23 protein-coding genes, 1 rRNA gene and 1 other RNA gene are annotated in these 25,483 nt (G+C 38.4%); 13 read left to right on the plus strand and 12 right to left on the minus strand.

Annotated features, from left to right (window positions below; genetic code table 11):
• Positions 1-124: 124 nt before the first annotated feature.
• Positions 125-778 (minus strand): porin family protein, encoded by a 654-nt coding sequence (locus tag ESV24_RS14275; protein ID WP_111816067.1) that lies wholly within the window; start codon positions 776-778, stop codon positions 125-127.
• A 134-nt stretch (positions 779-912) separates the two neighbouring features.
• Positions 913-1,464, minus strand: a complete 552-nt coding sequence (locus ESV24_RS14280; protein WP_111816068.1) for a porin family protein — start codon at positions 1,462-1,464, stop codon at positions 913-915.
• 113 nt (positions 1,465-1,577) lie between these two features.
• On the opposite strand from ESV24_RS14280, the gene xerD reads away from it, so the two are divergent.
• Both xerD and ESV24_RS14290 read left to right on the plus strand, forming a co-directional pair.
• A complete protein-coding gene (gene xerD, locus ESV24_RS14285; protein WP_111816069.1) occupies positions 1,578-2,474 on the plus strand; it encodes a site-specific tyrosine recombinase XerD in 897 nt (298 codons plus the stop codon).
• 185 nt (positions 2,475-2,659) lie between these two features.
• On the plus strand, positions 2,660-3,667 hold the full coding sequence (locus ESV24_RS14290) for an aldo/keto reductase (protein WP_111816070.1): 1,008 nt from the start codon (positions 2,660-2,662) through the stop codon (positions 3,665-3,667).
• A 141-nt stretch (positions 3,668-3,808) separates the two neighbouring features.
• Here the strand turns inward: ESV24_RS14290 and rny are convergent, their stop codons facing one another.
• The 4 genes from rny to ESV24_RS14310 form a co-directional block, all read right to left on the minus strand.
• Positions 3,809-5,371 carry a ribonuclease Y gene (gene rny, locus ESV24_RS14295; protein WP_111816071.1) on the minus strand — a complete coding sequence of 521 codons (1,563 nt, stop codon included), beginning with the start codon at positions 5,369-5,371 and terminating at the stop codon, positions 3,809-3,811.
• A gap of 57 nt (positions 5,372-5,428) precedes the next feature.
• A non-coding RNA gene (gene ssrS / locus ESV24_RS14300) (6S RNA) lies at positions 5,429-5,537 on the minus strand.
• A gap of 53 nt (positions 5,538-5,590) precedes the next feature.
• Positions 5,591-5,881 (minus strand): cell division protein ZapA, encoded by a 291-nt coding sequence (locus ESV24_RS14305; protein ID WP_111816072.1) that lies wholly within the window; start codon positions 5,879-5,881, stop codon positions 5,591-5,593.
• A gap of 10 nt (positions 5,882-5,891) precedes the next feature.
• Positions 5,892-6,182 (minus strand): hypothetical protein, encoded by a 291-nt coding sequence (locus tag ESV24_RS14310; protein ID WP_111816073.1) that lies wholly within the window; start codon positions 6,180-6,182, stop codon positions 5,892-5,894.
• 169 nt (positions 6,183-6,351) lie between these two features.
• Here ESV24_RS14310 and ESV24_RS14315 point away from each other — a divergent pair, with 169 nt between their 5' ends.
• Positions 6,352-8,025, plus strand: coding sequence for a M23 family metallopeptidase (locus ESV24_RS14315; RefSeq protein ID WP_235004024.1), 1,674 nt, complete (start codon positions 6,352-6,354; stop codon positions 8,023-8,025).
• Between the two features lie 9 nt (positions 8,026-8,034).
• The gene (locus ESV24_RS14320) at positions 8,035-10,494 is read left to right on the plus strand and encodes a TonB-dependent receptor (protein ID WP_200829527.1); all 2,460 of its coding nucleotides are present in this window, start codon (positions 8,035-8,037) and stop codon (positions 10,492-10,494) included.
• A 420-nt stretch (positions 10,495-10,914) separates the two neighbouring features.
• Here ESV24_RS14320 and ESV24_RS14325 read toward each other — a convergent pair whose 3' ends face one another.
• A complete protein-coding gene (locus ESV24_RS14325) occupies positions 10,915-12,063 on the minus strand; it encodes a cysteine desulfurase family protein (RefSeq protein ID WP_111816075.1) in 1,149 nt (382 codons plus the stop codon).
• A gap of 334 nt (positions 12,064-12,397) precedes the next feature.
• Here ESV24_RS14325 and ESV24_RS14330 point away from each other — a divergent pair, with 334 nt between their 5' ends.
• On the plus strand, positions 12,398-13,288 hold the full coding sequence (locus ESV24_RS14330) for a hypothetical protein (RefSeq protein ID WP_146743158.1): 891 nt from the start codon (positions 12,398-12,400) through the stop codon (positions 13,286-13,288).
• Positions 13,289-13,367: 79 nt separating this feature from the next.
• On the opposite strand, the gene ESV24_RS14335 is transcribed toward ESV24_RS14330, so the two are convergent.
• Positions 13,368-13,913: a Smr/MutS family protein gene (locus ESV24_RS14335; protein WP_111816077.1), complete on the minus strand. Its 546-nt coding sequence runs from the start codon at positions 13,911-13,913 to the stop codon at positions 13,368-13,370.
• A gap of 190 nt (positions 13,914-14,103) precedes the next feature.
• Here ESV24_RS14335 and ESV24_RS14340 point away from each other — a divergent pair, with 190 nt between their 5' ends.
• From ESV24_RS14340 to ESV24_RS14350, 3 genes are all read left to right on the plus strand, one after another.
• Positions 14,104-16,023 (plus strand): T9SS type A sorting domain-containing protein, encoded by a 1,920-nt coding sequence (locus ESV24_RS14340; protein ID WP_111816078.1) that lies wholly within the window; start codon positions 14,104-14,106, stop codon positions 16,021-16,023.
• 15 nt (positions 16,024-16,038) lie between these two features.
• A complete protein-coding gene (locus ESV24_RS14345) occupies positions 16,039-16,335 on the plus strand; it encodes a DUF2752 domain-containing protein (protein ID WP_235004025.1) in 297 nt (98 codons plus the stop codon).
• Between the two features lie 62 nt (positions 16,336-16,397).
• Complete coding sequence (locus tag ESV24_RS14350) at positions 16,398-16,718, plus strand: CCC motif membrane protein (RefSeq protein ID WP_111816079.1); 321 nt, start codon at positions 16,398-16,400, stop codon at positions 16,716-16,718.
• A 71-nt stretch (positions 16,719-16,789) separates the two neighbouring features.
• Here ESV24_RS14350 and rocD read toward each other — a convergent pair whose 3' ends face one another.
• Entirely contained in the window at positions 16,790-18,067 is a 1,278-nt protein-coding gene (rocD, locus tag ESV24_RS14355) for an ornithine--oxo-acid transaminase (RefSeq protein ID WP_111816080.1), read from the minus strand.
• 147 nt (positions 18,068-18,214) lie between these two features.
• On the opposite strand from rocD, the gene rlmD reads away from it, so the two are divergent.
• From rlmD to ESV24_RS14370, 3 genes are read left to right on the plus strand one after another with little or no spacing between them, the layout of a single operon-like run.
• Positions 18,215-19,624, plus strand: coding sequence for a 23S rRNA (uracil(1939)-C(5))-methyltransferase RlmD (gene rlmD / locus ESV24_RS14360; protein WP_111816081.1), 1,410 nt, complete (start codon positions 18,215-18,217; stop codon positions 19,622-19,624).
• Positions 19,625-19,652: 28 nt separating this feature from the next.
• The gene (locus ESV24_RS14365) at positions 19,653-20,150 is read left to right on the plus strand and encodes a DUF6452 family protein (RefSeq protein ID WP_111816082.1); all 498 of its coding nucleotides are present in this window, start codon (positions 19,653-19,655) and stop codon (positions 20,148-20,150) included.
• Positions 20,113-20,850 carry a DUF6048 family protein gene (locus tag ESV24_RS14370; protein ID WP_111816083.1) on the plus strand — a complete coding sequence of 246 codons (738 nt, stop codon included), beginning with the start codon at positions 20,113-20,115 and terminating at the stop codon, positions 20,848-20,850. Before ESV24_RS14365 ends, ESV24_RS14370 begins: the two co-directional genes overlap by 38 nt.
• 55 nt (positions 20,851-20,905) lie before the next feature.
• On the opposite strand, the gene ESV24_RS14375 is transcribed toward ESV24_RS14370, so the two are convergent.
• On the minus strand, positions 20,906-22,063 hold the full coding sequence (locus tag ESV24_RS14375) for a THUMP domain-containing class I SAM-dependent RNA methyltransferase (RefSeq protein ID WP_111816084.1): 1,158 nt from the start codon (positions 22,061-22,063) through the stop codon (positions 20,906-20,908).
• A gap of 176 nt (positions 22,064-22,239) precedes the next feature.
• Here ESV24_RS14375 and ESV24_RS14380 point away from each other — a divergent pair, with 176 nt between their 5' ends.
• Positions 22,240-22,971: a class I SAM-dependent methyltransferase gene (locus ESV24_RS14380; protein ID WP_111816085.1), complete on the plus strand. Its 732-nt coding sequence runs from the start codon at positions 22,240-22,242 to the stop codon at positions 22,969-22,971.
• Positions 22,971-23,639, plus strand: a complete 669-nt coding sequence (locus ESV24_RS14385) for a ZIP family metal transporter (protein WP_111816086.1) — start codon at positions 22,971-22,973, stop codon at positions 23,637-23,639. The genes ESV24_RS14380 and ESV24_RS14385 overlap by 1 nt, the downstream gene beginning before the upstream one ends.
• Positions 23,640-23,793: 154 nt before the next feature.
• Here ESV24_RS14385 and ESV24_RS14390 read toward each other — a convergent pair whose 3' ends face one another.
• Entirely contained in the window at positions 23,794-25,137 is a 1,344-nt protein-coding gene (locus ESV24_RS14390; protein ID WP_160110607.1) for a T9SS type A sorting domain-containing protein, read from the minus strand.
• Between the two features lie 266 nt (positions 25,138-25,403).
• A 5S ribosomal RNA gene (rrf, locus tag ESV24_RS15695) occupies positions 25,404-25,483 on the minus strand; the annotation flags it as partial.

Below are 25,483 nucleotides of genomic sequence, written 5' to 3' on the forward strand. Positions count from 1 at the left end.
TTTCATAGTGTGAGGTTTTAAAATTACACTATTGAAGGTAATTCAAATTATGATATGCGTAACATTTGAAAAATAAAAAAAGCAGGACGATGTCCTGCTTTTGTAAAAATGTTTAAATAGGGTTCTAAAAAGAAAATCCTGCTGAAAGCTGTATTACACTATTACGTTGTTTAAAAGCTTCAATATCAAATGGGCCAAAATCGCCTTCAAAGTCGTCTTCATTTGTTACATCGCTTAGACCAATAACATAACGAGCGCTGAAAAACACTCCATTGTTCAATCTGTAGGATCCACCTAAACCGAAGCCAATATCCAATGTATTGTACACATCCTTTAAATCTTCTTCGTCAGATTCAGAATCCCCTCCACCTGATGCTTCATATTCACCTTTGGCAGATACTAAAATTCCAAATTGTGGCCCTGCTTCTACAGCTAAGCCATCAATTATATAATATTTAGCCATAATAGGAATATTTATATAATCCAATTTGAGCTTTTCTTCAACAGTAAATGTAACACCGCCGAAGCTATCAGAATATTCTGATGTGGCACCTTGAGATGAATATAAAAGTTCAGGTTGTACAGCAAATTTTTCGGAAATAGGAATTTCCACCAAACCACCTATGTGAAAGCTTGTTCGTCCATCGTAATCATCGGTAAAATCTCCGCCTATTGATGCAAAGTTTACACCCGCTTTAAAACCGATTCGTAATTCTTGAGATTGAGCAGTTGTAAAAGCAAATAATACCACTGCAGTAAAAAGTAATAATTTTTTCATAATTAAAAGTTTAAAGATTAGTGGCTTAAAAGTATAAAAAAAAGTTAAATAAATCGATAAATTAATAAATTTGATGATTTTTCAACAAGAAAGCCGCCTTAATGGGCGGCTTTCTTTGAAGAATTAATAAAATTTTATAGGAAAGAATATCCAAGAGCAAGCGAGAATACACTGTTCTTCCCATTAGCTCCATCTATTTTTGAAACATCTGTCAGCCCAAAATTATAACGTGCATCCAAACGAATCCCAAATGGAAAATCATAACCGGCACCTACAACTCCTGAAAGGTCAAAATTTTCTGCTTTTGCATCTGCTGTAACATCTCCTAAATCAAAAACTATATTGTCATCTACTATAAAACCAAATTGTGGTCCCGCCTGTATATTCAAGCCTTGTACAATGTAATACTTCAAGACTACCGGTACGTTAATGTAAGTAAGGTCAAAGTCTCCAAAATCAAATTCCCCACCTTGTTGCGAGTAAAGCAAATCGGCCTGGATACCCACCTTATCACTAAATTTCACACCTCCAAAAATACCGGCTTGAAAGCCTGTTTTATTGGAAAGCCCAGAAGCATCTGTGATATTCGCAAAGTTCGCCCCAGCCTTAATACCAAAATCTATTTCTTGGGAAAAAGCCGTTGTTCCTATAAATAATGTGAGAACTGCTACAATTAATTTTTTCATAGTTATAATTTTTTTTTGAGGTTTCAATTAAAACGCAAAGATACCCTTAATGTTATGCTTTTAATTACATTTAGTTTTTTGTTAACTATTGTTTTTAGTGGTAATATAGCGGTATGAAGTGGCAACAGATTTTAAAGGATTATCAAAACTACCTTCGGTTGGAACGTGGACTTTCGGAAAATTCCATCGTCAACTATTCCCTAGATGTAAAAAAATTATCAAAATGGCTAGAAACTAACAGTATAGAAGTTTCCCCCATTTCTATTTCTGAAGAAACCCTACAACAGTTTATTTATGAAATCGCAAAAAAGGTAAACCCGCGTACCCAGAGTCGCATAATCTCTGGCTTGAAAGGTTTTTTTAACTATCTAATTTTTGAAGATTACCGAAAAACAAATCCTTTAGAATTAATAGAAGCCCCCAAATTAGGTAGAAAACTTCCAGATACCCTAGCCCTTGAAGAAATTGACGCCCTCATCAATGCCATAGATTTAGGTAACAAACAAGGCGAGCGCAACCGCGCAATCATTGAAACGCTTTACGGTTGCGGCCTAAGGGTTTCAGAACTAACAACTCTAAAAATTTCCGATCTCTACTTTGATGAAGGTTTTATTAAAGTAACGGGTAAAGGCGACAAGCAGCGTTTGGTTCCCATTGGTCCTACTACAGAAAAATACATTACTATTTACAGGAAGGAAATTCGCGTACACCAAGAAATTGATGCCGCTGCAAAGGACACGCTCTTCCTAAACCAACACGGCAAACAATTAACGCGCGCCATGATTTTCACCATCGTAAAACGTTTGGCGGAAAAAGCTGGTATTCGCAAAACAATTAGTCCACACACCTTTCGGCATTCCTTCGCCACCCACCTTTTGGAAAACGGTGCAGACCTTCGCGCAATACAGCAAATGTTAGGGCATGAAAGTATTACCACCACAGAAATCTACACGCATATAGACCGCAAGCATCTAACAGAGGTTATCAATCGCTATCATCCCAGGAAATAAGTTGAGAGGTGTAGAAATCGATGTGTCGGGTTTTCATATCCACAAAACTTTGATAACTAAATAATAAACTCACCGACTCATCGACTTTCTCTCAGGTTAAAAAAAACCTAAACTTTCCCAAATCCTTCGATTTATAATCACCCTTTCGTATTTTGAAAAGAAAAGTTTAACCAAACAAAAAGAATATGAAAACATTAAAGTTCAGTAACGGAGATACAATGCACGCAATAGGCCTGGGAACGTGGAAAGCCACGGGTGGCGATGTAAAGAAAGCGGTGAAAGAAGCGCTTAAAGCGGGCTACCGCCATATAGACACTGCAACAGCCTACGGGAATGAAGATAGTATTGGCGAAGCCCTAGCCGAAGTTTTTGCCGAAGGCGAAATTTTCCGTGAAGATGTATTTATCACTTCAAAATTGTGGAACGATTCCCACGCCGAAGGGCAGGTAATTCCAGCTTTGGAAGAATCACTTAAAAAATTAAAGCTTGATTATTTGGACCTCTATCTTATCCATTGGCCAGTGGCATTCAGAAATGGTGTTGATTCCCCTAAAAAACCCAGTGACTATTTAACACCGGAAGAAGCTCCCATTATAGAAACGTGGAAACAGATGGAACAAGCAAAGAATGATGGCCTCGCAAGGCATATTGGCGTTTCCAATTTTAGCGACATCAAGCTAAAGGAACTTGTTTCCAAAGCGAAAATAAAACCTGAAATGAACCAGATAGAGCTTCATCCCCTGCTGCAACAAGATAATCTTTTGGAATATTGTAAATCAGAAAACATCCATGTTACTGCTTATTCGCCTTTGGGATCTGGCGATAGATCTGAAAATATGAAAGGAAAAGACGAACCTAATCTTCTAGAAATTCAAGCTATAAAAGATATTGCCCGTAAGCATAATGCTTCTGCTGGACAGATATTGATAAACTGGCAAACACAAAGAGGAAATGCGGCAATTCCAAAATCCACTAGCAGAGAGCATATTAAAGAAAACTTCAAAGCAGCTTCCATTGAACTGGACAAGGATGACATGAAAAAAATTGCTGCGCTCGACGAACATTACCGTTTTATTACCGGCGAATTTTTTGAAGAGCCAAGTAAGGGATATAAAGATATTTATGATGAAAAGTCACCCATCGTGGAAGGTGTCAAAAAAGGGATTGGCAAAATTAAGGATGTTTTTAAATAAGCCCCCTAGCCCCCAAAGGGGAATAGCCCCCCTAACCCCCGAAGGGGGAACTCTTACTCAAACCAATAATACAAAAAGCTCCTTTCGGAGCTTTTCATTTTTTGATAGTAGCGGAAATTCCCCCTTCGGGGGTTAGGGGGCCTATTTCGCAATATTCACCGCCCGCGTTTCGCGTATAACGGTAACTTTTACTTGCCCTGGATATGTCATATCCGTTTGTATTTTCTGTGAAATTTCAAAGGAAAGCTGTGCTGCTTTTTCATCACTTACTTTGTCGCTCTCAACCATCACCCGAAGTTCGCGCCCAGCTTGAATTGCATACGCTTTATTAACACCACCAAAACCGAAAGCAATATCCTCTAAATCTTTCAGTCGCTGAATGTAAGAGTCCAACACTTGACGTCTTGCTCCAGGTCTTGCACCGCTAATAGCATCACAAACTTGAACTATTGGTGAAAGCAAACTTGTCATTTCAATCTCGTCGTGGTGGGCACCTATAGCGTTGCACACTTCTGGTTTTTCACCATATTTTTCAGCCCACTGCATTCCCAAGAGTGCGTGTGGCATTTCGGTTTCCATTTCTGGAACCTTCCCAATATCGTGTAGTAAACCAGCGCGTTTTGCAAGTTTTGCATTCAGGCCAAGTTCTGCTGCCATAACGCCGCATAGTCTTGCAACCTCACGAGAGTGATGCAACAAGTTCTGCCCGTATGATGAACGATATTTCATACGTCCTACCGCTTTTATAAGCTCAGGATGCAAACCGTGGATTCCTAAATCGATTACGGTTCGTTTTCCAACTTCAATGATTTCTTCTTCAATTTGTTTGGTAGTCTTTTCAACTACTTCCTCTATACGTGCAGGGTGAATACGCCCATCGGTCACTAATTTGTGAAGCGATAAACGTGCAATTTCTCTTCTTACGGAATCAAAACAGGAAAGAATAATAGCTTCCGGTGTATCGTCTACAATAATCTCAACACCAGTTGCAGCCTCAATGGCGCGAATGTTTCTTCCTTCGCGACCAATGATTCTACCTTTTACATCATCACTCTCAAGATTGAAAACTGAAACACAGTTTTCCACAGCTTCCTCTGTACCGATACGCTGAATAGTATTAATAATAATCTTTTTTGCTTCTTGCTGGGCAGTCATTTTTGACTCTTCCACAGAATGCTGAATGTAAGCCATCGCCTGTGCTTTTGCTTCATCCTTTAGGCTTTCCATCAATTGTGACTTAGCTTCGTCAGCAGAAAGACTGCTAATTACCTCTAGTTGCTCAATTTGGCTACGGTGAAGCTTATCTACATCGCTTTGCTTTTTATCGAGAATAGAGATTCGCTCATCATAATCAGCTTTTTTAGCGTCAATTTCAGAATTGAGTTTCTTTGTTTTTGCAAGTTCATTAGAAACTTGTGACTCCTTGTCCCTTGCTCTTTTTTCTGCTTCTGAAATCTTTTTGTCACGGTTCAAAATTACTTTTTCATGCTCCGACTTAAGTTCAAGAAATTTTTCTTTGGCTTGTAGTATCTTATCCTTTTTTATCGTTTCGGCTTCAGACTTTGCCTCTTTTAATATTGATGATGCACTCTTTTTTGCTCTTAATATAAGTCGGGATGCGTTGTTGCGCTCCAGTATTTTTGCAATAAAAAAGCCAATCGCAATACCCACGATCACACTAATTACTATAGTTATAATATCCATTTTTTTAGTTGAGTTATATGTATAAAAAAAGCCTACATCAATATATTTATTTTGAATAAACTCCTTAAAATGAATGTTTAGGGCTAACAAGCTGGTCAAGTATCCGCTCAAAGACGGCTCGCTTTTACAACTTCAACTCACCCTTTTTAAAGAATTCGTGTTGAGTTTACCAAAAATGAATATTAATGTAGGCAGTAACCTTGTTTAATTTAAAGAACGTTATGATAGCTGCTCCTGCAGCAAACTGTTCAAAGCCTTAAGCTTATCCTCTGTTTCCTGCGTATCGCTGGATTTATCAATTTGTTTTTGCTCTACCTGGGCGGCAAACTGGAGGGCACACATTGCCAAAACATCCTGTTTGTCACGTACGGCGTAACTTTGCTCAAACTTCTTAATCATTTCTTCTATCTTTTTTGTAGCTAACCGCAATCCTTCTTCCTGTGAAGGATTTATAGTCAAGGGGTAAACCCTGTCTGCAATTGATAGTTTTATTTTTAATGGTTCGGCCATTGTTATATTTTTATTCGGAAAGCTGAGTGATACATTGATCAATTTCCCGAACTAGAGCGTTTATCTTGAGTTTAGTTTCTCGTTTATGCTGGTCGCTGCCAAGCATTGAATTTGCCAGTTTTAATGAGTTGCATTTTTCGGTCCAAGCTTCAATTTCATCTTCGAACTGTTGCTGTTTCGATTGTAAAACATTGAGTTCTTCCGCTAATTCCACATTGGCATTTTTCAAAATTTCGTGCCTTTTGAGCAGCTCGCCGATTCTATTTTCAAGAGAATCAACTATTTCAGAAAGAGTACTCATTAAATTCTGTGTTCAATACTTCTTTCACAAAGTTAGCATACCATACCTAATAAGCAAACAGTTTTCTATTATTTTTTGTATTATTGAGAAATAGATACAATAAATCAACTTCTCTCCCCTTTAAGTTACAGCGTATTCTTATTTTTGCACTATGAAGAATTTTTTATCAATGCTCCTGCTATTAGGTGGGTTTGCTTACGGACAGAGCGACATTCCCACAGATTATTTTGCTAATCCGTTGGATATAAATCTAGTGCTCGCAGGCAATTTTGGTGAAATGCGTGCCAATCATTTCCACAGTGGGATAGACATCAAGACCGAGCAGCGCGAAGGCCTTCCCATTTATGCCCCCGCAGATGGTTATGTGAGCCGCATTAACGTGCAACCCTATGGTTACGGGAAAGCACTCTACATTCTTCACCCAAATGGATACACCACTGTTTACGGACACCTGCGAAGCTTTGCCGGAGATATTGAAAAGTATGTAAAGGACACTCAATACGCAAAGGAAACTTTTGAGGTCGAGCTTTTTCCTGAAAAAATACTTTTGCCTGTAAAAAAGGGAGATCTTATTGCTTATTCTGGAAATACCGGAGGCAGCGGCGGACCCCATTTGCATTTTGAAATTCGCGACTCCTCGCAACGGCCTATGAACCCATTGCTTTTTGGAATTGAAATTCCCGACTCAAAAACTCCTATTGTCAGTGCAATTTTTGCGTATCCCGTTGGTGAGGATGCGCACGTAAACCAAGGGCAGAACAGAACGAAGCTTAGGTTGATAAAGCAAAAAGACGGCAACTATAAAACAGAGGATATTAAAGCCTTTGGAAAGATTGGCTTCGGAATAACCACTTACGACCAGCAGGACGGCGCCTCCAATAAAAATGGAACCTACCGAATTGAAACCAGATTTAATGGCACCGAAAAATTTGAAGTTCTTTTCAATAAATTTTCCTTTTCTGAAACGCGCTATTTAAATCGCTATACCGATTATAATTATTATGAAACCAATAAAAGTATGGTTCAAAAGCTTTTTCGGGAAACCAACAATCCATTGAGTATTATTACGAAAGAGGAAGATAATGGATATGTAAACGTTCAAGACAGTCTTCAATCTATTTATGCAATCGAGGTCAATGATTTTAAAGGTAACCGAATGTATATTTCTGTCCCAATTGAAGGCGCAAAGCTTGATATACTGGAACCAAAAAAGGTTGAAAAAACCGAAGACTTTATCTATGCAGACCACGCCACCTCAATAACCAAAGGCAAGTTTAGTATTTACATTCCTGCCAATAGTTTATACGAAGACACGTATTTGGATATTAAAGACGAAGGCGATATTTTAAAATTTCACGAAGACTTAATCCCAATACACAGTAATATTTCCATTACAGCAGATATTTCCTCGTATGATGAAGCAGACAGAGACAAACTATATATAGGACGATTAAACTATCGTGGCCTTCCCTATTATACATCTACAACCCGCAGTGGCGACAAGCTTACCGCAAAGACAAGGACTTTCGGGAGCTACACAGTAGCTGCAGATACCAATCCGCCGACCATAAAATCGGTTAATTTCTCTGAAGGAAAATGGATCAGCAATCAAAATTTTCTGAAAGTGAAAATTACCGATGACCTTAGTGGAATCAGTTCATATCGTGCCACTATCAACGGAAAATTCATTTTGATGGAATATGATTACAAAAAAGACGTTCTAAGTTATAATTTCAATGATAATGTAAATCTGGAAACAGAAAATAATTTGAAAGTTATTGTTATAGATAATGTGGGAAATAGTGCTACATTTGAAGCAAAATTTTTCAGAAAACAACCCTAACCCTTGCTTTTGAAACCAATCAAACTACCGCTTACACTCCTTTTCTTTTTCTTTGCAACTATTGTATTTGCTCAAAAGGCAACAATACGAGGAGTAGTTTTAGACGAATCCAATAATCCGCTTTCCGGAGTGAACGTAACTTATGAAGGTATTGGAACTATTTCAGATTTAGGCGGTTATTATTTACTCGAAATTCCATCAAACCAAGAAGTTACCGTTACTTTTTCGCACGTTGGCCATAAGAATGCCAAATTGCGTTTCAACTTAAGTCCGAACGAGGATTACGAACTCAACCCAGTTCTAAGAGTTGATGTAGAACAAATTCCCGAAGTTGTTATTTCGGGTCGCGAAAATAAGCGTGTGGAAGGGGTTACTACCATTTCACCAGAAGTAATCCGAAAAATGGTGGGCGCAAATGCGGGTGTTGAGAATCTTTTGAAATCACTCCCAGGAGTTAATGGTAATGACGAATTAAGTACACAATACGCAGTACGTGGCGGAAACTATGACGAAAACTTAGTTTATGTAAATGAAATTGAAGTATATCGTCCTTTCCTAATTAGAAGCGGCCAGCAAGAAGGTTTAAGCTTTGTGAATAGTGATCTTACTAGCAATGTAGAATTTTCCGCAGGAGGTTTTCAGGCTAAATATGGCGACAAACTTTCATCAGTTCTAGATATAACCTATCGCCGTCCCGTAAACTTTGGAGCTTCGGTAGATTTAAGCCTTTTGGGCGCCAGTGGTTCTGTGGAAGGTATTTCAAAAAATGGACGTCTCTCGGGAATCTTGGGAATTCGCTACCGCGACAACAGTTTACTAGTTAACGCAAAGGAGACGGAAACCAATTACCGCCCCAAGTTCGCCGATGCCCAAACTTATTTGACCTATAAATTCACAAACAATTTCGAACTTAGCTTTTTGGGTAATGTCTCTTTAAACGAATATAGCTACAGACCTTTAACAAGGCAAACAAATTTCGGGACAATTGCAGATCCTATCGCCCTACTTGTGTTTTATGAAGGTCGTGAGGAGGACCGTTATAACACATATTTTGGCGCTCTAAAATCTACTTGGGTTGTTTCAGACAATTATACCGCAAAATTTATCGCTTCACTTTACCAAACCACCGAGCAGGAATATTTTGACATTCTTGCAGAATATCGTTTAGGTGAAGTAAATACTGAAATTGGCAGTGAAGATTTAGGTACCGTAGAATTTACACGCGGTATAGGCGGCCAACTTACCCATGCCCGAAATGATCTGGATGCACTAATCCTGAACGTAGAGCACAAAGGAAATCTTTCCCTTGAGGAAAATAATATAGAATACGGCATTAAATACACGCGCGAGGATATTCGCGATCGTGTTCAGGAATATGAAATTATTGATTCGGCAGGTTTTTCCATTCGTCCGCCTATCTTTCCGCCTAACGATCAGCCCTACCAACCAAATACATCGCCCATTGAACCCTACACCAATGTTCGCGCACAGAATGATGCCCAGATAGATCGTATTTCCGGTTATGCACAATGGAGTAGAAAAACGAACCTCGGTAATAGCGAACTCTGGCTGAATGCCGGTGTGCGCGCCCACAACTGGACGGTTAGCGGAAAAAATATTACAAGTACCACACAAACTGTTTTTAGTCCCAGAGCTCAGATTGCCTTAAAACCCGACTGGGAAATGGATATGCTCTTCCGTCTTTCTGGCGGGGTTTATCACCAACCTCCTTTTTATAGGGAATTACGCGATTCATCCGGTACGGTTCGTCCGGGTGTAAAAGCGCAGAAGTCCATTCACATAGTATTTGGAAACGATTATAGTTTTAAAATGTGGGATCGTGCTTTTAGATTGAATTCTGAAATTTATTACAAACACTTAACCGATGTTAACCCATATACTTTGGAAAATGTTCGAATCCGTTACCGCGCTACAAACAATGCCGTAGCCTATGCTTACGGACTTGATCTGCGTTTGGCAGGTGAATTCGTTCCCGGGACGGAAAGCTGGTTGAGCTTTGGTTATTTAAAAACTGAAGAGAACATCGAAGATCGCGGTTATATTTTCCGACCCACAGACCAGCGCTTGAAGTTTGGCGTGCTTTTTCAGGATTACGTAAAAGTAATTCCCTCGCTCAAAATGTATCTTAACTTAACGTACAATACTGGTTTGCCGGGAGGTTCACCAAGCTATGCAGATCCGTACAAATATCAAGTAAGGCTTCCCGATTATAAGCGTGCCGACCTCGGCGTAAGCTACGTAATTGTAGACAATACAAAATTTAGGGATAGTGGCTGGTTAAAGCCTTTTAAAGAGTTTAGCGTAGGCGCGGAAATATTCAATATTTTTGATGTGCAGAACTCTATTACAAATACGTTTGTGAGAGACGTGTACACGAAAGTTCAATATTCAATCCCAAACTATTTAACGCCACGGGTTTTCAATGTGAGGCTTACCGCAAAGTTCTAAAACTGTTCTTGGTTTCTAGTTTGAATTTATCTTTTTAAACCAAACCGAATAATCAACAACTTTCGCTAAACTGAAAATTGATATTCGTATTAAAATTCCAGTTGAAGTACAAATCAACAGAAGGTAGAAGGTTTTTTTTGACAATATCAATGCCCTTTTCAATTGCATCTATGTAGGGTTCCAAAGTTGGGTTCATTGTTGAGCTCGCAAGCATATATGGTTCGTGCTGTATTAGTGTATAGTCTCCCTACCTCTCATGCTACTCGAGTGCTACGTTTATGCTAGTCTTTCCCTACTAAACCCCTAGTATCATGCTACTATCACAAAATATATCTCTTTTCCACTTTTAAACTGCCCAACGTATAGCAAGCAAGTACATTTCTAAATACTCAATACTCAATACTCAATACTACATACTATTTACTCCTCAATAAACTCCGTCAAAACACCCACTACATAATCCACCTCTTCCTTTTTATTAAAACTGGAAAAGGAAAAACGAATGGAAGGTTTGCGTAAATCTTCATCGGAAAGAATTTCATTCAGTACATGCGAGCCGCCTTCGCTCCCACTCTGGCAAGCGCTTCCTTTACTGCAGGCTATTCCTTTTAAATCTAACTGAAATAAAAGCAACATCGCTTTTTCTGCGGAAATAGGCAAACAAACATTCAATAGCGTGTAGGTGCTGCTTTCGTTGTCATCACAACTACCGTTGAATTTAACGCCCGGAATATTTTCTGAAAGTTGCTTTTTGAAATAATCTTTCAAATCCGTAATATAAGCTCGTTCCTTCTCCAATTTATGATAAGAAATTTTCAACGCCTCCGCCATTCCAGCGATTGCATACACAGCTTCTGTTCCCGCACGCAACCCGCGTTCCTGTTCACCGCCGTGTATTAGCGAACGCAATCCTGAGTTCTTTCTTATAAATGCAAAACCTGCACCTTTCGGACCGTGAAACTTGTGCGCCGCAGCAGCAGCGAAATCAATCGGGATATCCTTAAAATCAAGTTCAAAATGACCAATGGATTGTACCGCATCGCTATGGAAAAGCGCTTTATGCTCTTTGCAAAGCAGCGCCACTTTCTTTAAGTCTAGCACATTTCCTATTTCATTGTTCACGTGCATTAGGCTCACCAAAGTTTTCTGTGAAGTATCTGCCAACAGACTTTCCAAATGCCCATAATCTACGTGGCCACAGTCGTCAAGTTTCACAAAATCAAGCTGAATGCCGTATTCTTTTTGAAGCCATTCCAAAGTGTGTAAAACTGCGTGATGCTCAATACGACTAGAGATAATTCGCTTTACGCCAAGATCGCGCACAGCGCTGCAGAGAATTAAATTATCGGCCTCCGTACCGCCGGAAGTAAAGATAATTTCGCTCGCTGAAACGTTTAAAAACTTTGCAATTTCCTTTCTGGCATTCTCAAGTAATGATTTTGATGATCTACCGTAAGAGTGTGTAGATGAAGGATTTCCGTATTCTGTTTTTAAAACTTCGGTAATACAGCTAATTACATCATCGCGCAATTGGGTGGTGGCTGCGCTATCAAAATATACTTTCTTCATTTGGGCAATTTTTTTTCCTTAGAAAACAGTTCAATAGTCTATTTTCATTAAACTCGTGGGCGAATCCCGCTCCACTTTTTCAATTGGCAAAAATACGGATTAAAACAGTTTTGTCCGCGTTTCAGTTAAAAAGAAATGCTTTACTTTGTTGAGTGGTATTTTACCTCGAATTATTGCATTGAAGTATTTCAGTGTATTTACCGCAAATTCAAAATTTATAGAGCTTATTGTTTTCCGGGAAACCGCTGAGACAAATTACTTGAAGTACGTTACTCGCTTCAGAAAAACCCGAGAAAAAAACATTCGTGTATTCGTGGTCAAAAAAATTATATATATGAATAAACTTATTGCCCTTATCTTCTGTTTACCCATCCTATTGCAAAGCTGCAATGATGGTGATATTATTATTACAACATTCAACTTTAACGAGGCTAAGCTTGAAAGCTGCGGTAGCTCTGGTAGTTATGTTTTCTACAAAGTAAACCCAGAAGCATTGGAAAGCCTTTCGCTGAGGCTAGGCGTAACGGACAGTCTTTACAAAACTGAAGGCACCAAGCCTTACATTATTAACGGCACTACCAATTTTGTAAATTATAGAACTTATGATGGTACTTTGGGCGCAAATTATTTCTGCAGCAGCATTCCGCCTACTTCGCCAAAGGTTACGGTAGATTATTTTGCCGCTTCTGGCATTGCTAACCTTACCACTATTTTTTTCTATGACGATAATGACGGTGTCCCTTTTGAATCTGAAGAGGAAGGCGATACTGATGGAGACGGAATACCAAATATCTATGATGAGGATGACGACGGCGACAATGTGCCCACTGTACTAGAACTGGATATTCTCAATGCAGATGGAGATGATAATCCTCTTACAGCCCCATTGGATACTGATAACGACGGTAAACCTGACTATCTGGATGCAGATGACGACGGCGACGGTGTACTTACCCGCAACGAAGATAAAGATAGAGACCTAAACCCAAGGAACGATGTAACAGACTCCAGTGTTGGCGCAGATTATTTAAACCAAGCAGTGGCTATTGATTATATGGTAAACGAATATCGCCCGCACCAATATACCATTACAAAAAGCGTACAGATTGTTCTGGAAAATTTGGTATTGGTTAGCGGTGAAGAAGAAATAACCCAAGAAACACTGAATATGGGAACCCTTGAAAATGTTGAGACCATACCCAAAAAAAAGAAGCCAGCTTTTTAATTGTTAGTGAATTTGTTTCTCAATTAATGAAACCCTAATTCGCTAATCCCTTAATTCCTATTCGCTATTCAATAATCCCCTACTTCAAATTTTGAAAAATATAAACCTCCGTGGCGCCGCGCCCATATTTCTGAAAATCGGCATCGTAGAATTTTACGTTGTCATAACGATTAAATAAGTATTCCAGTTCTGTGCGAAGCACCCCCTCGCCCACACCATGTATAAAAACCACTTTTTGTATTCGTTTTGAAATGGCAAAATCCAACTGCCGTTTTGCAGTGTCCAGCTGTATATTCAGCATTTCGTAATTGTTCAATCCGCGGGTTTTTGGCATAAGTTGGTTAATGTGCAGATCTACCTCCATAGGTGGCAGGCTGCGCTCCTTCGGCTTAATACGTTTGGTCTTTCCGGGTTTTTTGTTTTGTTTTTCTGAAATTACTGACGCCACATCCATCTGCGCCAGCTCCCTTTTAGAAAGTGAACCATCTATCACTATAAGTTCTGCCTTTTCAAAATCCATCTCAAAACCATCTGTGGTCATGACAGTTATCTCGTTGCCCTTTACGGCAGTAACCACGCCCGAAATGGCATCATCTAATACTGAAACTTTATCGCCTATCTTCATAAAAACATTAGTCTATTTTTCAATTCGTGTAATCATAATAAGCTAAAATTTAATCGTGTTAATCTCCTAACAGCGAAAATTTTACGTATTTTATAACAATCAACACGCTATGTTGAATTTTATCTTTAAATTTAAACCGTCAAAAAAAGGCTTTGCCGCCCCGCATTAAGGTCTTTAAAACCACAAAAATATGAAAAACCTACTTCTCTTTTCAACATTATTTCTAACTACCGCGGCCGCTTTTGCGCAGTTGACTGTAAAGCCCGTTACTGGTCCCGGCGCTGCAGATTCTTTTATTTATGTGAACGATCAAGTTCTTTTTGTTAAAAACGAAATAAATTTGACCAGAAACACTAGTGGTCCCGCAAATACAGAAGCTAGTATCTACCTGCGCAACAATGCGCAATTGATACAAGAAGGAGCAACATCTAATAATACTGGTGATGGCCAACTTTCTGTGCAACAAAATACTCCCGTTACAAATGCTTATGCGTACTACCTCTGGTGTTCACCAATAGGGAACACCAGCCTTACTACCGGTAATCAAAATTTCGGCGTTGGTCAAGTTTATGAGCCTTTGCCATTGCCAAGTACCAGCGTTACGGCATCGCGCATAGCGCAAACTACTACGGGACGAGATGGAACTGCTAATCCTCTAATAATCTCAACCCGCTGGCTATATACTTTTGAAACTCCAGGGACAGAAAAAGAAAGCAATTATAAAAGAATGAATAGTGGTAACAATGCCCCTCCTGGCTTTGGGTTTACTATGAAAGGAGTTGGTTTTTCTAATCCAGGAGGAGAACAAATTTATGACTTTAGAGGAAGACCAAACAGCGGTACTTTTACCATTACTGTAGGTCCAGGTTTAATGACTCTTACTGGAAACCCTTATCCTTCCGCACTTGATCTTAATAAGCTTTTTTATGATTCTGAAAATACCGCCGCATTAGGAACATTTTGGTACTATGATGAGGATAGAACAGTTCCATCACACTATTACGCAACTAAACCTTTTGGATATGGGGTTTATACGATTGGAGATCAAGATACTGACAATAATCCTTATGATGGTGACAATTTAGGCATATATGTTTCCAGCCCATTTTCATATTATACCTCTGGGGGAGGCCAAACACCAGCTCCCGGAACTCCTGGCAACGATCAAAATAAACGCTTTGCACCAATTGGGCAGGGTATTATGTTTGTGGGAGATGCAGCGGGTACTGTTAAAATAAAAAACTCTCATCGGGTATTTTTTAAAGAAGATACTACTGGCTCCATATTCCAAAGACCCGGCAGCAACAATGAAATAACAGAGGTTAACGCCAATAACGGTGAAAATATATCTCAAAAAGATTTACCCTCCTCTACTGAGGCTGAACCAGACTATCGCACCTCAATAATGCGTATCTGGTCAATTTTTGATGAAGCTGTAACCCGAGATATGGTAATCGCTTTTTATGACCAAGCCACAGATGGTTATGACCGCGGGCTGGACGGCCTAAGCGCCCAAGATTTACAAACAGATGCCTACTTCCCTATTGGGAACGACAACGATCGTAAACCTTATGTTATCAACGGTATAAAGTATGATCTTTCTAAGCAAGTGCCAATTGCCTTTAAAATAAAAAATCAAACAAAACTTGATTTAAAAGTAGTCGAAGAGGTGAAAAAACCGTATTCCAAAGCATATTTGTTTGACAGTCAGGAAAACACTTATCAGCAAATTAGCGGTGGCAATAGCGCAACTTTAAACTTAGCTGCAGGAAAATACGAAAACAGATTCTTCGTAGTTTTCCGCAACCCGAATGTAAAACGCGACATTCCTGAAGAAGAATTGAGCGTTAAGAATATTGTATTGGAGAACGTAACTTTTTTCCAAAACAATCCTAGTCAACAGTTGGAAGTAAGAAACCCTGAAGGATATGTTATTAAATCTGCTTCGGTTTTCGATATGAACGGCAAGCTTGTAATTTCTGAGAAAAATTTAGGTGATAATTCAAAATACAGTTTTTATACTGGTAATCTAAGTGATGGTGTTTATTTGGTAAAACTAATGACCGCCGATGATGTTGCAATCGACTACAAAGCTATCGTGCATAATTAATAAAAAATAACCTTTATGTTTTTAAAGGGCGCAGAAGATTTTATGATTCCTTGTATGAACAAGAAAATCTTCGGTGTAGAATGTTTGGGCTGTGGCATGCAACGTGCTACAGCCCTTCTTTTTTCTGGTCAGTTTGAAGCGGCCTTTAAAATATACCCCGCTATCTATGCTATTTTGCTACTGTTGTCAGTAGTTGTCTTTAATTTCTTTGTGAAATTTAAATACGACTACCAACTAAAGATCACACTTATTTTACTCACGGCGACTGTGATGGTAGTGAGCTATTTTATGAAAATGAGTCATTTTATGTAGTCTCCGCAAAGTGTGTTTTGATTTTTTTGGTACATTTAACTTCACAACCAAACAATCAATTTATGGAACAACAAAAACTACCCAACGCAACTCTCATCCTTATTTTCGGAATAGTCTCTATTGTAACCTGCTGTTGCTATGGCCTGGGAATTATCTTCGGAATAGTTGCCATTGTCATGGCAGGCACTGCAACAAATGTCTATATGGCTAACCCAGAACTATACACAGGATATCAAAACGTAAAGACCGGAAAGATACTTTCCATTATCGGGATTATTCTCAGTGCAATTTATTTGGCATACGTTACCTACCTTTTCTCCACCTTGGGAATGGACGGCATACTAAATATGAATGAAGAACTAATGAAGGAATACGGAATGTAACTATTGTGTATTCAAATGAAAAGCGGCTCAATCTTGAGCCGCTTTTTCATATAAATGTTTTGAAAGTTATTTTATTCAAACGTTTTTAAAGTTTCAATAATAATAGAAACACATTCCATCAATTGCTCCTCGGTCATTACTAACGGGGGTGCAAAACGAATTATATTTCCGTGCGTAGGTTTTGCCAGCAATCCATTATCGCGAAGTTTTAGACAGATGTTCCACGCCGTATCGCTGTCTTCAGAGTCATTGATAACTACTGCGTTAAGCAAACCTCTTCCGCGCACAAGTTTTGCAATGCTGCTTGTTTTAATGTATGTATTTAATTCACTGCGGAAAATTTCACCAAGTCTATCTGCATTTTCTGCAAGCTTTTCATCGCGCACCACAGTTAATGCAGCAATTGCCACAGCAGCCGCCACAGGGTTTCCACCAAAAGTAGAACCGTGATTTCCGGGTTGAATAACACTCATAATAGCATCGTTAGCCAATACCGCCGAAACTGGGTAAGCTCCGCCGCTTAATGCTTTTCCGAGTATTAAAATATCCGCTTTTACATCTGGTGTGCCGCTGCAATTTTTTTCGGGACAGCTGCAATCTCCACAGGTTGCCAAAAGCCTTCCGGTACGGGCAATTCCTGTCTGTACTTCATCTGCCATAAAAAGGACATTGTGTTTTTTACACAGTGCCTTTGCCTTTTTTAAATAGCCTTCTGAAGGAACATAAACCCCAGCTTCCCCTTGAATAGGCTCTACCAAGAATCCAGCAATATTTTTATTGCTTTCCAAATGTTTTTCAAGCGCTTCAATATTATCGTATTCAATTTTTATAAATCCTTTGGTATAAGGCCCAAAATTCTTGCGCGCCACAGTATCGTTACTAAAGGAGATAATAGTTGTGGTTCTTCCGTGAAAGTTGTTTTCGCAAACTACAATTTCAGCTTCGTTTTCATCTATTCCTTTCTTTTCGTAAGCCCATTTTCTACAGATTTTTAAAGCCGTCTCCACAGCTTCTGCCCCTGTATTCATTGGTAACATTTTATCGTAGTTGAAAAATTCACACGCAAATTTTTCATACTTCCCAAGCATATCATTATAAAAAGCACGCGAGGTTAAAGTAAGTGTTTTGGCCTGTTCGTTCATTGCCTCCACAATTTTTGGGTGGCAATGCCCTTGGTTTACGGCGGAATAGGCTGAAAGAAAATCGTAATATTTCTTGCCATCCACATCCCAAACATAAACGCCTTCGCCCCTATTTAAAACCACCGGAAGCGGATGGTAGTTGTGGGCTCCGTATTTGTTTTCTAAATCGATTGCTTTTTGTGAAGCTGTTTGCTCTAAAACTGACATAAGATTGTAATAATTTTGAAGTAAAAAAGTTTTGATTCCTGCTTAATGGAGCGGAATCCTCCGTGGGTTGCAAATTACTAAATAAATCCCACATTTTTTGAAGCTTCAAAAGGTTTTAAAAGTTCCATTTGTGCTATTTTTGCGGCTATGGCGAGAAAAAACAATAGAGTGATTTTTGAAAATCTTGAAGTGATTGATGCTGGGGCTAAAGGAAAGGCCGTAGCAAAAGCACCGGATGGACGGGTGGTTTTTATAGACAATGCCGTTCCGGGCGATGTAGTAAACGTGCAGACAAATAAAAAGCGCAAAGCTTATTACGAAGGTTCCGCAGTGTCAGTTTCTAAATATTCAGAAAAAAGAGTGGAACCTGTTTGCCCTCACTTTGGCACCTGCGGCGGCTGTAAGTGGCAGAATATGGGCTACGAGCACCAATTGTTTTATAAGCAAAAGGAAGTAGAACAGAATTTGCAACGCATCGGCAAAGTTGAATTGCCAGAGTTCCAACCTATTTTAGGTTCGGAAAAGCAATATTTCTATCGCAATAAAATGGAGTTTTCCTTTAGCGATAACAAATGGCTGACTTTAGAACAGATTAAAAGTGGAAAAATAATCGAAAACCGAAATGCTTTGGGTTTTCACATCCCAGGAATGTGGGACAAGATTTTGGATCTCGATATTTGTTACCTGCAAGCCGACCCGAGTAATGCCATCCGCGATTTTGTTAAAGCGAAAGCAGAAGAATTAAATCTGTCGTTTTTCAACACCAGAAATCAAGAAGGCTTTTTGCGCACGCTGATGCTGCGTACTTCATCAACGGGTGAGATTATGGTTTTGCTGCAGTTTTTTCACGAAGATGAAGAAAATAGAAAACTGCTTTTAAATGCTGTTGCTGAACAATTTCCGCAGATTACTTCACTTTTATATGTAATCAATTCCAAAGGAAATGATACTTTATACGATCAAGAAATTGAACTTTTCCACGGAAGAGATCATATTTTTGAAGAAATGGAGGGTTTGAAGTTTAAAATAAATGCAAAATCTTTTTACCAAACCAACAGCGAACAAGCATTTGAACTTTATAAAATAACCCGCGATTTTGCAAGCTTAACCGGAAATGAACTGGTTTACGATCTTTACACGGGAACGGGAACCATTGCGCAATTTGTAGCTAAAAACGCAAAGAAAGTTGTAGGCGTTGAATCTGTTCCAGATGCAATAGAAGCTGCAAAGGCAAATGCGAAATTAAACAATATTGAAAACGTTGAATTCTACGTGGGCGATATGAAAAAGGTTTTTAATGAAGATTTTATCAATAAACACGGAAAACCAGATGTTGTAATCACAGACCCACCAAGGGACGGAATGCACGCAGATGTTGTTGCACAGCTTCTCAATTTGGAAGCTGAAAAGATTGTATATGTAAGTTGCAATAGTGCAACCCAGGCACGTGACTTGGCATTATTAGATTCAAAATATAAAGTGCGAAAAGTACAGGCTGTAGATATGTTTCCACAAACGCATCACGTAGAAAATGTTGTACTTTTGGAAAGACGCTGATTTCTTCTGAAATAACGAAAGTCAAAAAATGATAAAAAAAATAATTGTAGCCATACTCATTGTCTTTGCCTTCAAAGGCTGCACTAAGGACGATATCTGTCCTCCCGATACCGCGACTACTGCAAAACTGATAATTGGTTTTAATGATATTGCGAATCCTACCAATGCGAAAAATGTAACCGTACTTAGTGTTAAAACAGATTATGAAAACTCCGTTGAAGTAATTTCCTTTGAAAATACAAACGAAATCGCCATACCGCTCAGCACAACTTCAGATACCACAAAATACCTTTTTAAACGAAGCATCATAAATGGAACAGACACTATTAATAATATAGATAAACTGATGTTTGTTTACCAAAGAAAAGATAGCTACGTGAACCGTGCCTGTGGTTTTAATACTGAATATTTTAATCTGGAAGCCGATTTAGAGCCGGAAGGTAATGAAAATTGGATCCAAGAAATTATTGTAAAAAGAGATACTGTCAATGACGAAAATAGCGCCCATATTACTTTGCTGCATTAGTCTTTTCTGCGGCACACAATTAATGGTGGCGCAAAAAAATGATGAACCTACAACCGATACCATCCCAAAAATTGAAAAATTTGGACTGCGTGTGGGTGTAGATTTAGCTAAACCATTACGTACTCTAATTGAAGAAGGATACTCGGGATTTGAAATCATGGGCGATTTCAGAGTGACTAAAAAGTTTTATGCAGCTGTGGAATTGGGTAATGAAAAGAAAGACTGGAATGAACCTTATATTTCATCTCAAACCAGCGGCAGCTATGCAAAAATAGGCTTTGACTACAATGCCTACGAAAACTGGTTGGGAATGGAAAACACAATTACACTTGGTTTACGCTACGGTTTTTCAACGTTTAAACAGGATTTGCTGAGTTACAGAATCTATACAGACAATCCCGCATTTCCCACTGAAACTATCAATAATTCACAGGAATACAGCGGTTTGAATGCACAATGGGCAGAATTTATTTTAGGAATTAAAACTGAAATAGTTAATAATCTCTATCTATCCCTAAATGTGCAGCTAAAACGAAAAATTTCAGAAACGGAACCAGAGAATTTCGCCAACCTATATATTCCGGGTTTCAATAGAACTTACGATTATAGCGAGTTTGGCGTTGGCTATGGGTATTCCATTTCTTACTTGATACCTATTTTTAAGAAATCTGAAGCTTCCTTGCCAAAAGAAGATAATTAAACCCGAAGAATATAAAAACTGCCAACTGCTATTGAATACTGATTACTTATTAGAGTTACTGTTTAGAAGCTTTCCTACTCCCCTCGTACATTTCATAACGCACAAGTTTAGACTCCAGCTTTCCATTAAAAAGTTTAATCTTTTTTGAAGGATGAAGCCCCACAAATTTAAGTGCTTCCATATTTGAAGTAATCATCCAAGCCTGTGTGCCCGGATAGCCGCGTTTTAAAGTATTCCCGATAGAACTGTAAAAACTCTCCACATCATTCACTGAAATACGTTCATCGTAGGGAGGGTTGAAAACAATATACAAGGGTTTTTCGTGTTCCTTTTCACTTTCGAAGAAATCCTGCTGCTTCACCTCAATAAAATCTTGAAGATTAGCACTCTTAATGTTTTCCTTTGCCTTTTTTATCGCAACTGAATCGGTATCAAAGCCAAAAATTTTATGTGGGAAATCACGAACTTTTGAAAGTGCGGCTTCTTCAATCTTTTCATAGAGATCTACATCAAAATCTGGCCAAGTTTCAAAACCGAATTCTTCGCGGTTCAAGTTTGGCGGTATGTTACAGGCTATCATCGCAGCTTCTGTTAGCATTGTTCCACCACCACACATTGGGTCTAGAAAGTTACATTGCCCTTGCCAGCCAGAGAGCATAATAATTCCTGCTGCAAGCACTTCGTTTATAGGTGCAAGCGTACTTTCTACCTTGTAGCCACGTTTGTGCAAGGATTCTCCCGAGCTGTCTAATGAAACAGTGCAAATATTTCTATCAATATGAACGTTTATGCGAAGTGTGGGATGGTCTAAATCTACATCTGGCCGCACACCTTCCCTATCGCGAAATCTATCTACAATAGCATCTTTCGTTTTTAAGGAAATATATTGTGAGTGCGTAAAAACTTCAGAAAAAACCGTAGCGTTTACAGCCAAAGTTCCCTTTACATCCATATAGTTTTCCCAAGGCATTTCGTAAATTTTCTTGTACAAATCCTCTTCGGTAAAAATATTGAACGCGGTAATAGGTTTCAAGATTTTAATTGCAGTTCGGCAGCAAAGATTCGCCTTATACATGAATCCGGTATCGCCTTCAAAAGAAACGTTTCGTGTGCCTATTTCAATAGAAGACGCACCCAATTGACGAAGTTCCTGAGCTAGCAACTCCTCCATCCCAAACAGGGTTTTCGCAACCATTTTAAAATTCTTTGTCATATTTATTGTCCGCGAAGGCGGGTAGTTTTTTTATCCATTCCCCATTTGCCTGCTATCACTCAAGATAAATTTCGACGGGGATTGCTTTAATTGATTCTCGATTTTGATGAAATTAAAAAATTTCCATTTAATAACGCGACAAAAATACAGTATTTTAGCAGCGCGAAACGATAAGTATGCAAAAAGAAAAAAACAATTGGTACGCTTCCTGGTTCAACACACCCTACTACCATATTCTCTATAAAGATAGAAACCATAGGGAAGCAGCGTTATTTATGCAAACTCTCACCAATTTCTTAAAGCTTAATGAAAATGATACTATTCTCGATCTTGCCTGTGGAAAAGGGCGACACGCAAAATATTTGTACAAACAAGGTTTTAATGTTACAGGCGTAGATCTTTCTGAAGAAAGTATTCAATATGCAAAACAATATGAAAAACCAGGTCTTCATTTTGAAGTACACGATATGTGTTTGCCTTATCCAAAGCAGTTTGACGCGGTTTTCAATCTTTTTACAAGCTTTGGGTATTTTGAAAATGAAGTAGATAATTTACGTACTATTAAATCTATAAAAGAAGAATTACTGCCAAATGGTTTTGGGGTAATTGACTTTTTAAATGTTGAATTGGCCATTAAAAACCTAGTTCCTTCTGAAAAAAAGAAAGTTGGCGACATTGTTTTTCATATAGAAAAATACGTTGAGGACGGATATATAATTAAAAATATCAGGTTTACTGATGAGGGAACTGAATATCATTATGTGGAAAAGGTTAAAGCCTTGGTTTTACAAGATTTCAAAGAATATTTTGAAGAAGCAAAAATTGAATTAAAACACGCTTTCGGAAACTATCATTTAAATGATTTTGATGAAAATACTTCCGAACGATTAATCCTAATTTTTAATTGATGAGTTATCTATTTCTTTTTTTGGCCGTTGTGGTGGGTTATGTTGTTGCCTTATTTCTAAAGAAAAGGGAATTGCGAAATATGGAAGTTTTTTTAGCATTTAGCGGTGCTTTTCTGCTCTCCATAACTGTTTTTGAATTGTTGCCCCACGTATTCGAAACGCCATCAAAAAGCATAGGTGTTTATATAATGCTCGGTATTTTACTACAGATATTCCTGGAGTTTTTTTCAAAGGGTGCAGAACACGGCCACGTCCATTTACATTCTGAAACCAAACATTTTCCTTGGATATTATTTGTAAGCTTGAGCATTCACGCCTTTATGGAAGGTTTCCCCATTTCTGAAGATAATAATCTACTGCTCGCCATTATAATTCATAAAATTCCCGTAGCAATAATCTTATCCTTCTTTTTTATAACAGCTGGATATAAAAGAATTACCACCCTTCTCTTTCTGTTCTTTTTTGCAATAATGACGCCCTTGGGCAGTTTTATTTCTTTAAACTATAGCATTGTTCATCAGTACGAAACAGAAATTTCTGCTTTGGTAATTGGAATATTTCTTCACGTTTCTACCACCATTTTATTCGAAAGTTCAAAAAACCATAAATTTAATCTTCCTAAAATGACCGCTGTGCTTGTTGCTGTGTTTCTGGCCTATTTTTTATAGTTATAGGTTATATACCCTTCAAGAAAACATCGCCAAGTTTAGTCCTTTTGAATATAGTAACAAGTAGTATTAGTATTTATGATTTTATGTTTGAAATATAAAAAAAGAGGCTGCCAATAAGTGACAGCCTTTTTTCATAGTATTTCCTAATTGCTTATTCTTTAATAATTTTTATAGTTCTGCTATTTTCAACAGCTTTCACAGTTATTAAATAAATTCCTTTAGGTAAAAAGGATAAGTCTAATGCTACTTCAGAAGAATTGGGACGCAATTCACTTATATTCTGTCCTAGTAAATTGCTGATTGAAATTTCAGAAATTACTGCCGTATATTTTAGTGTTAATATATCAGCAGTAGGGTTTGGATAAAAGCTGAAATTAGCATCGTTAAACTCAGTAACACTTAAAGTGACCGTCACGGTTACCGCAAAAGGATTGCTCAAGCAACCGTCCACAATATTTACGGCATAATATGTTTCTCCGTCTACCAAAACGGTATTTAGCGGAAGTGCATTTTCGTTGTTTATTGCATCATCTTCTGTAGCAAACCAAGTAACATCCGTTGGATCTACAACAATATCCGCCAGTGTGGCTCCCTGTACGAAACTTTGCATGGCATTTCCTGTAGGAGTAGCTGGCGTCGTACAGCCATCTAGATTTAGTCTTCCAAAATATTGGGCCGAACCACCACTAATTAAAACACTCACTCCCGTAACTGGATTCAATTTACTTACTCCGGCTCCGCTAGACCACAAAATATCTCCGTCTCCAAGTTTTGCAACACCTCTTAAGTTTCCAAGATTCCAAAAATCAATTATGGATCCGTCTGTTTCAGAAAAGCGATACAAACCATTTTGATTACCGCCAGATATAACGCTAAATACCGCCGCTAAGATTACGCCTGGTTCTTCAATTTCAATTTGCTGGATAAAACTAACAACTCCGGGCTCAACTATATTTCCTAAAAAAGTACCGCTATAGTCCCTTCTTTCAATATTATCGCTTCCGCTATATGATATATATACCTCTCCATTTCCTCTATCAATAATATCGAAGGGCGAATCTGATTGGGGAGTTATAGGGAATGACCCTAAATTGTTTCCATTAAAATCAAAACGGATAATGGCATCTCCAGGCGCACCATTATTGGTTCCAGAATTGCATACCCAAACCTCAGTTCCATTGACAATGCCTAAACCTCTAATATTGTCCATGCCTGTATCAATTGTTGATAGTATGTTACCTTCTAAATCGTAACGCTCTATTTTGTCCCCTAGTTGATACGTAATCCAGATTTCATCATCCACTTGGATCAGCGCTTTTGGAGTTCCGGAATCTAGTGTTATAAATGATGGATTTACCAAATCACCATTAGCGGCATCCAGCAATTTCACTTGCGAGTCTTGTATTACCGCAATTCGTTCTTGTGCTGAAATTGAACCAATAGTCAGCACTAATAAAAGGGCGATTAAATTTTTAATTAAAGTAGTTTTTTTCATAGTTAGCATATTTATATTGAGTTAAGGTATAAAATATTGTTATATGAAACAAGAAAGATATATCAGAATGTAAAAGCAATTTTAAAATGGAGACCTTAAGACTTAATATTACGTTGTAGAAAAGCAAGGAATTTTGGGTTTGAGAACTAAAGTTAGAGCGATGGAGACTTTCCGAAAAAGATTACGGTTTCCTTCTGCTTATTTTATAAGCTTATTTGGCTTTATTCCATAAAAAAAGTCCCTTCACAAAAGTGAAGGGACTTCAAGGAAGGCGGCGACCTACTCTCCCACAGGATTGCAGTACCATCGGCGCAAACGGGCTTAACTTCTCTGTTCGGAAAGGTAA

Origin of the sequence: Aequorivita lipolytica (assembly GCF_007997135.1) — a bacterium.
Classification (GTDB): Bacteria; Bacteroidota; Bacteroidia; order Flavobacteriales; family Flavobacteriaceae; genus Aequorivita; species Aequorivita lipolytica.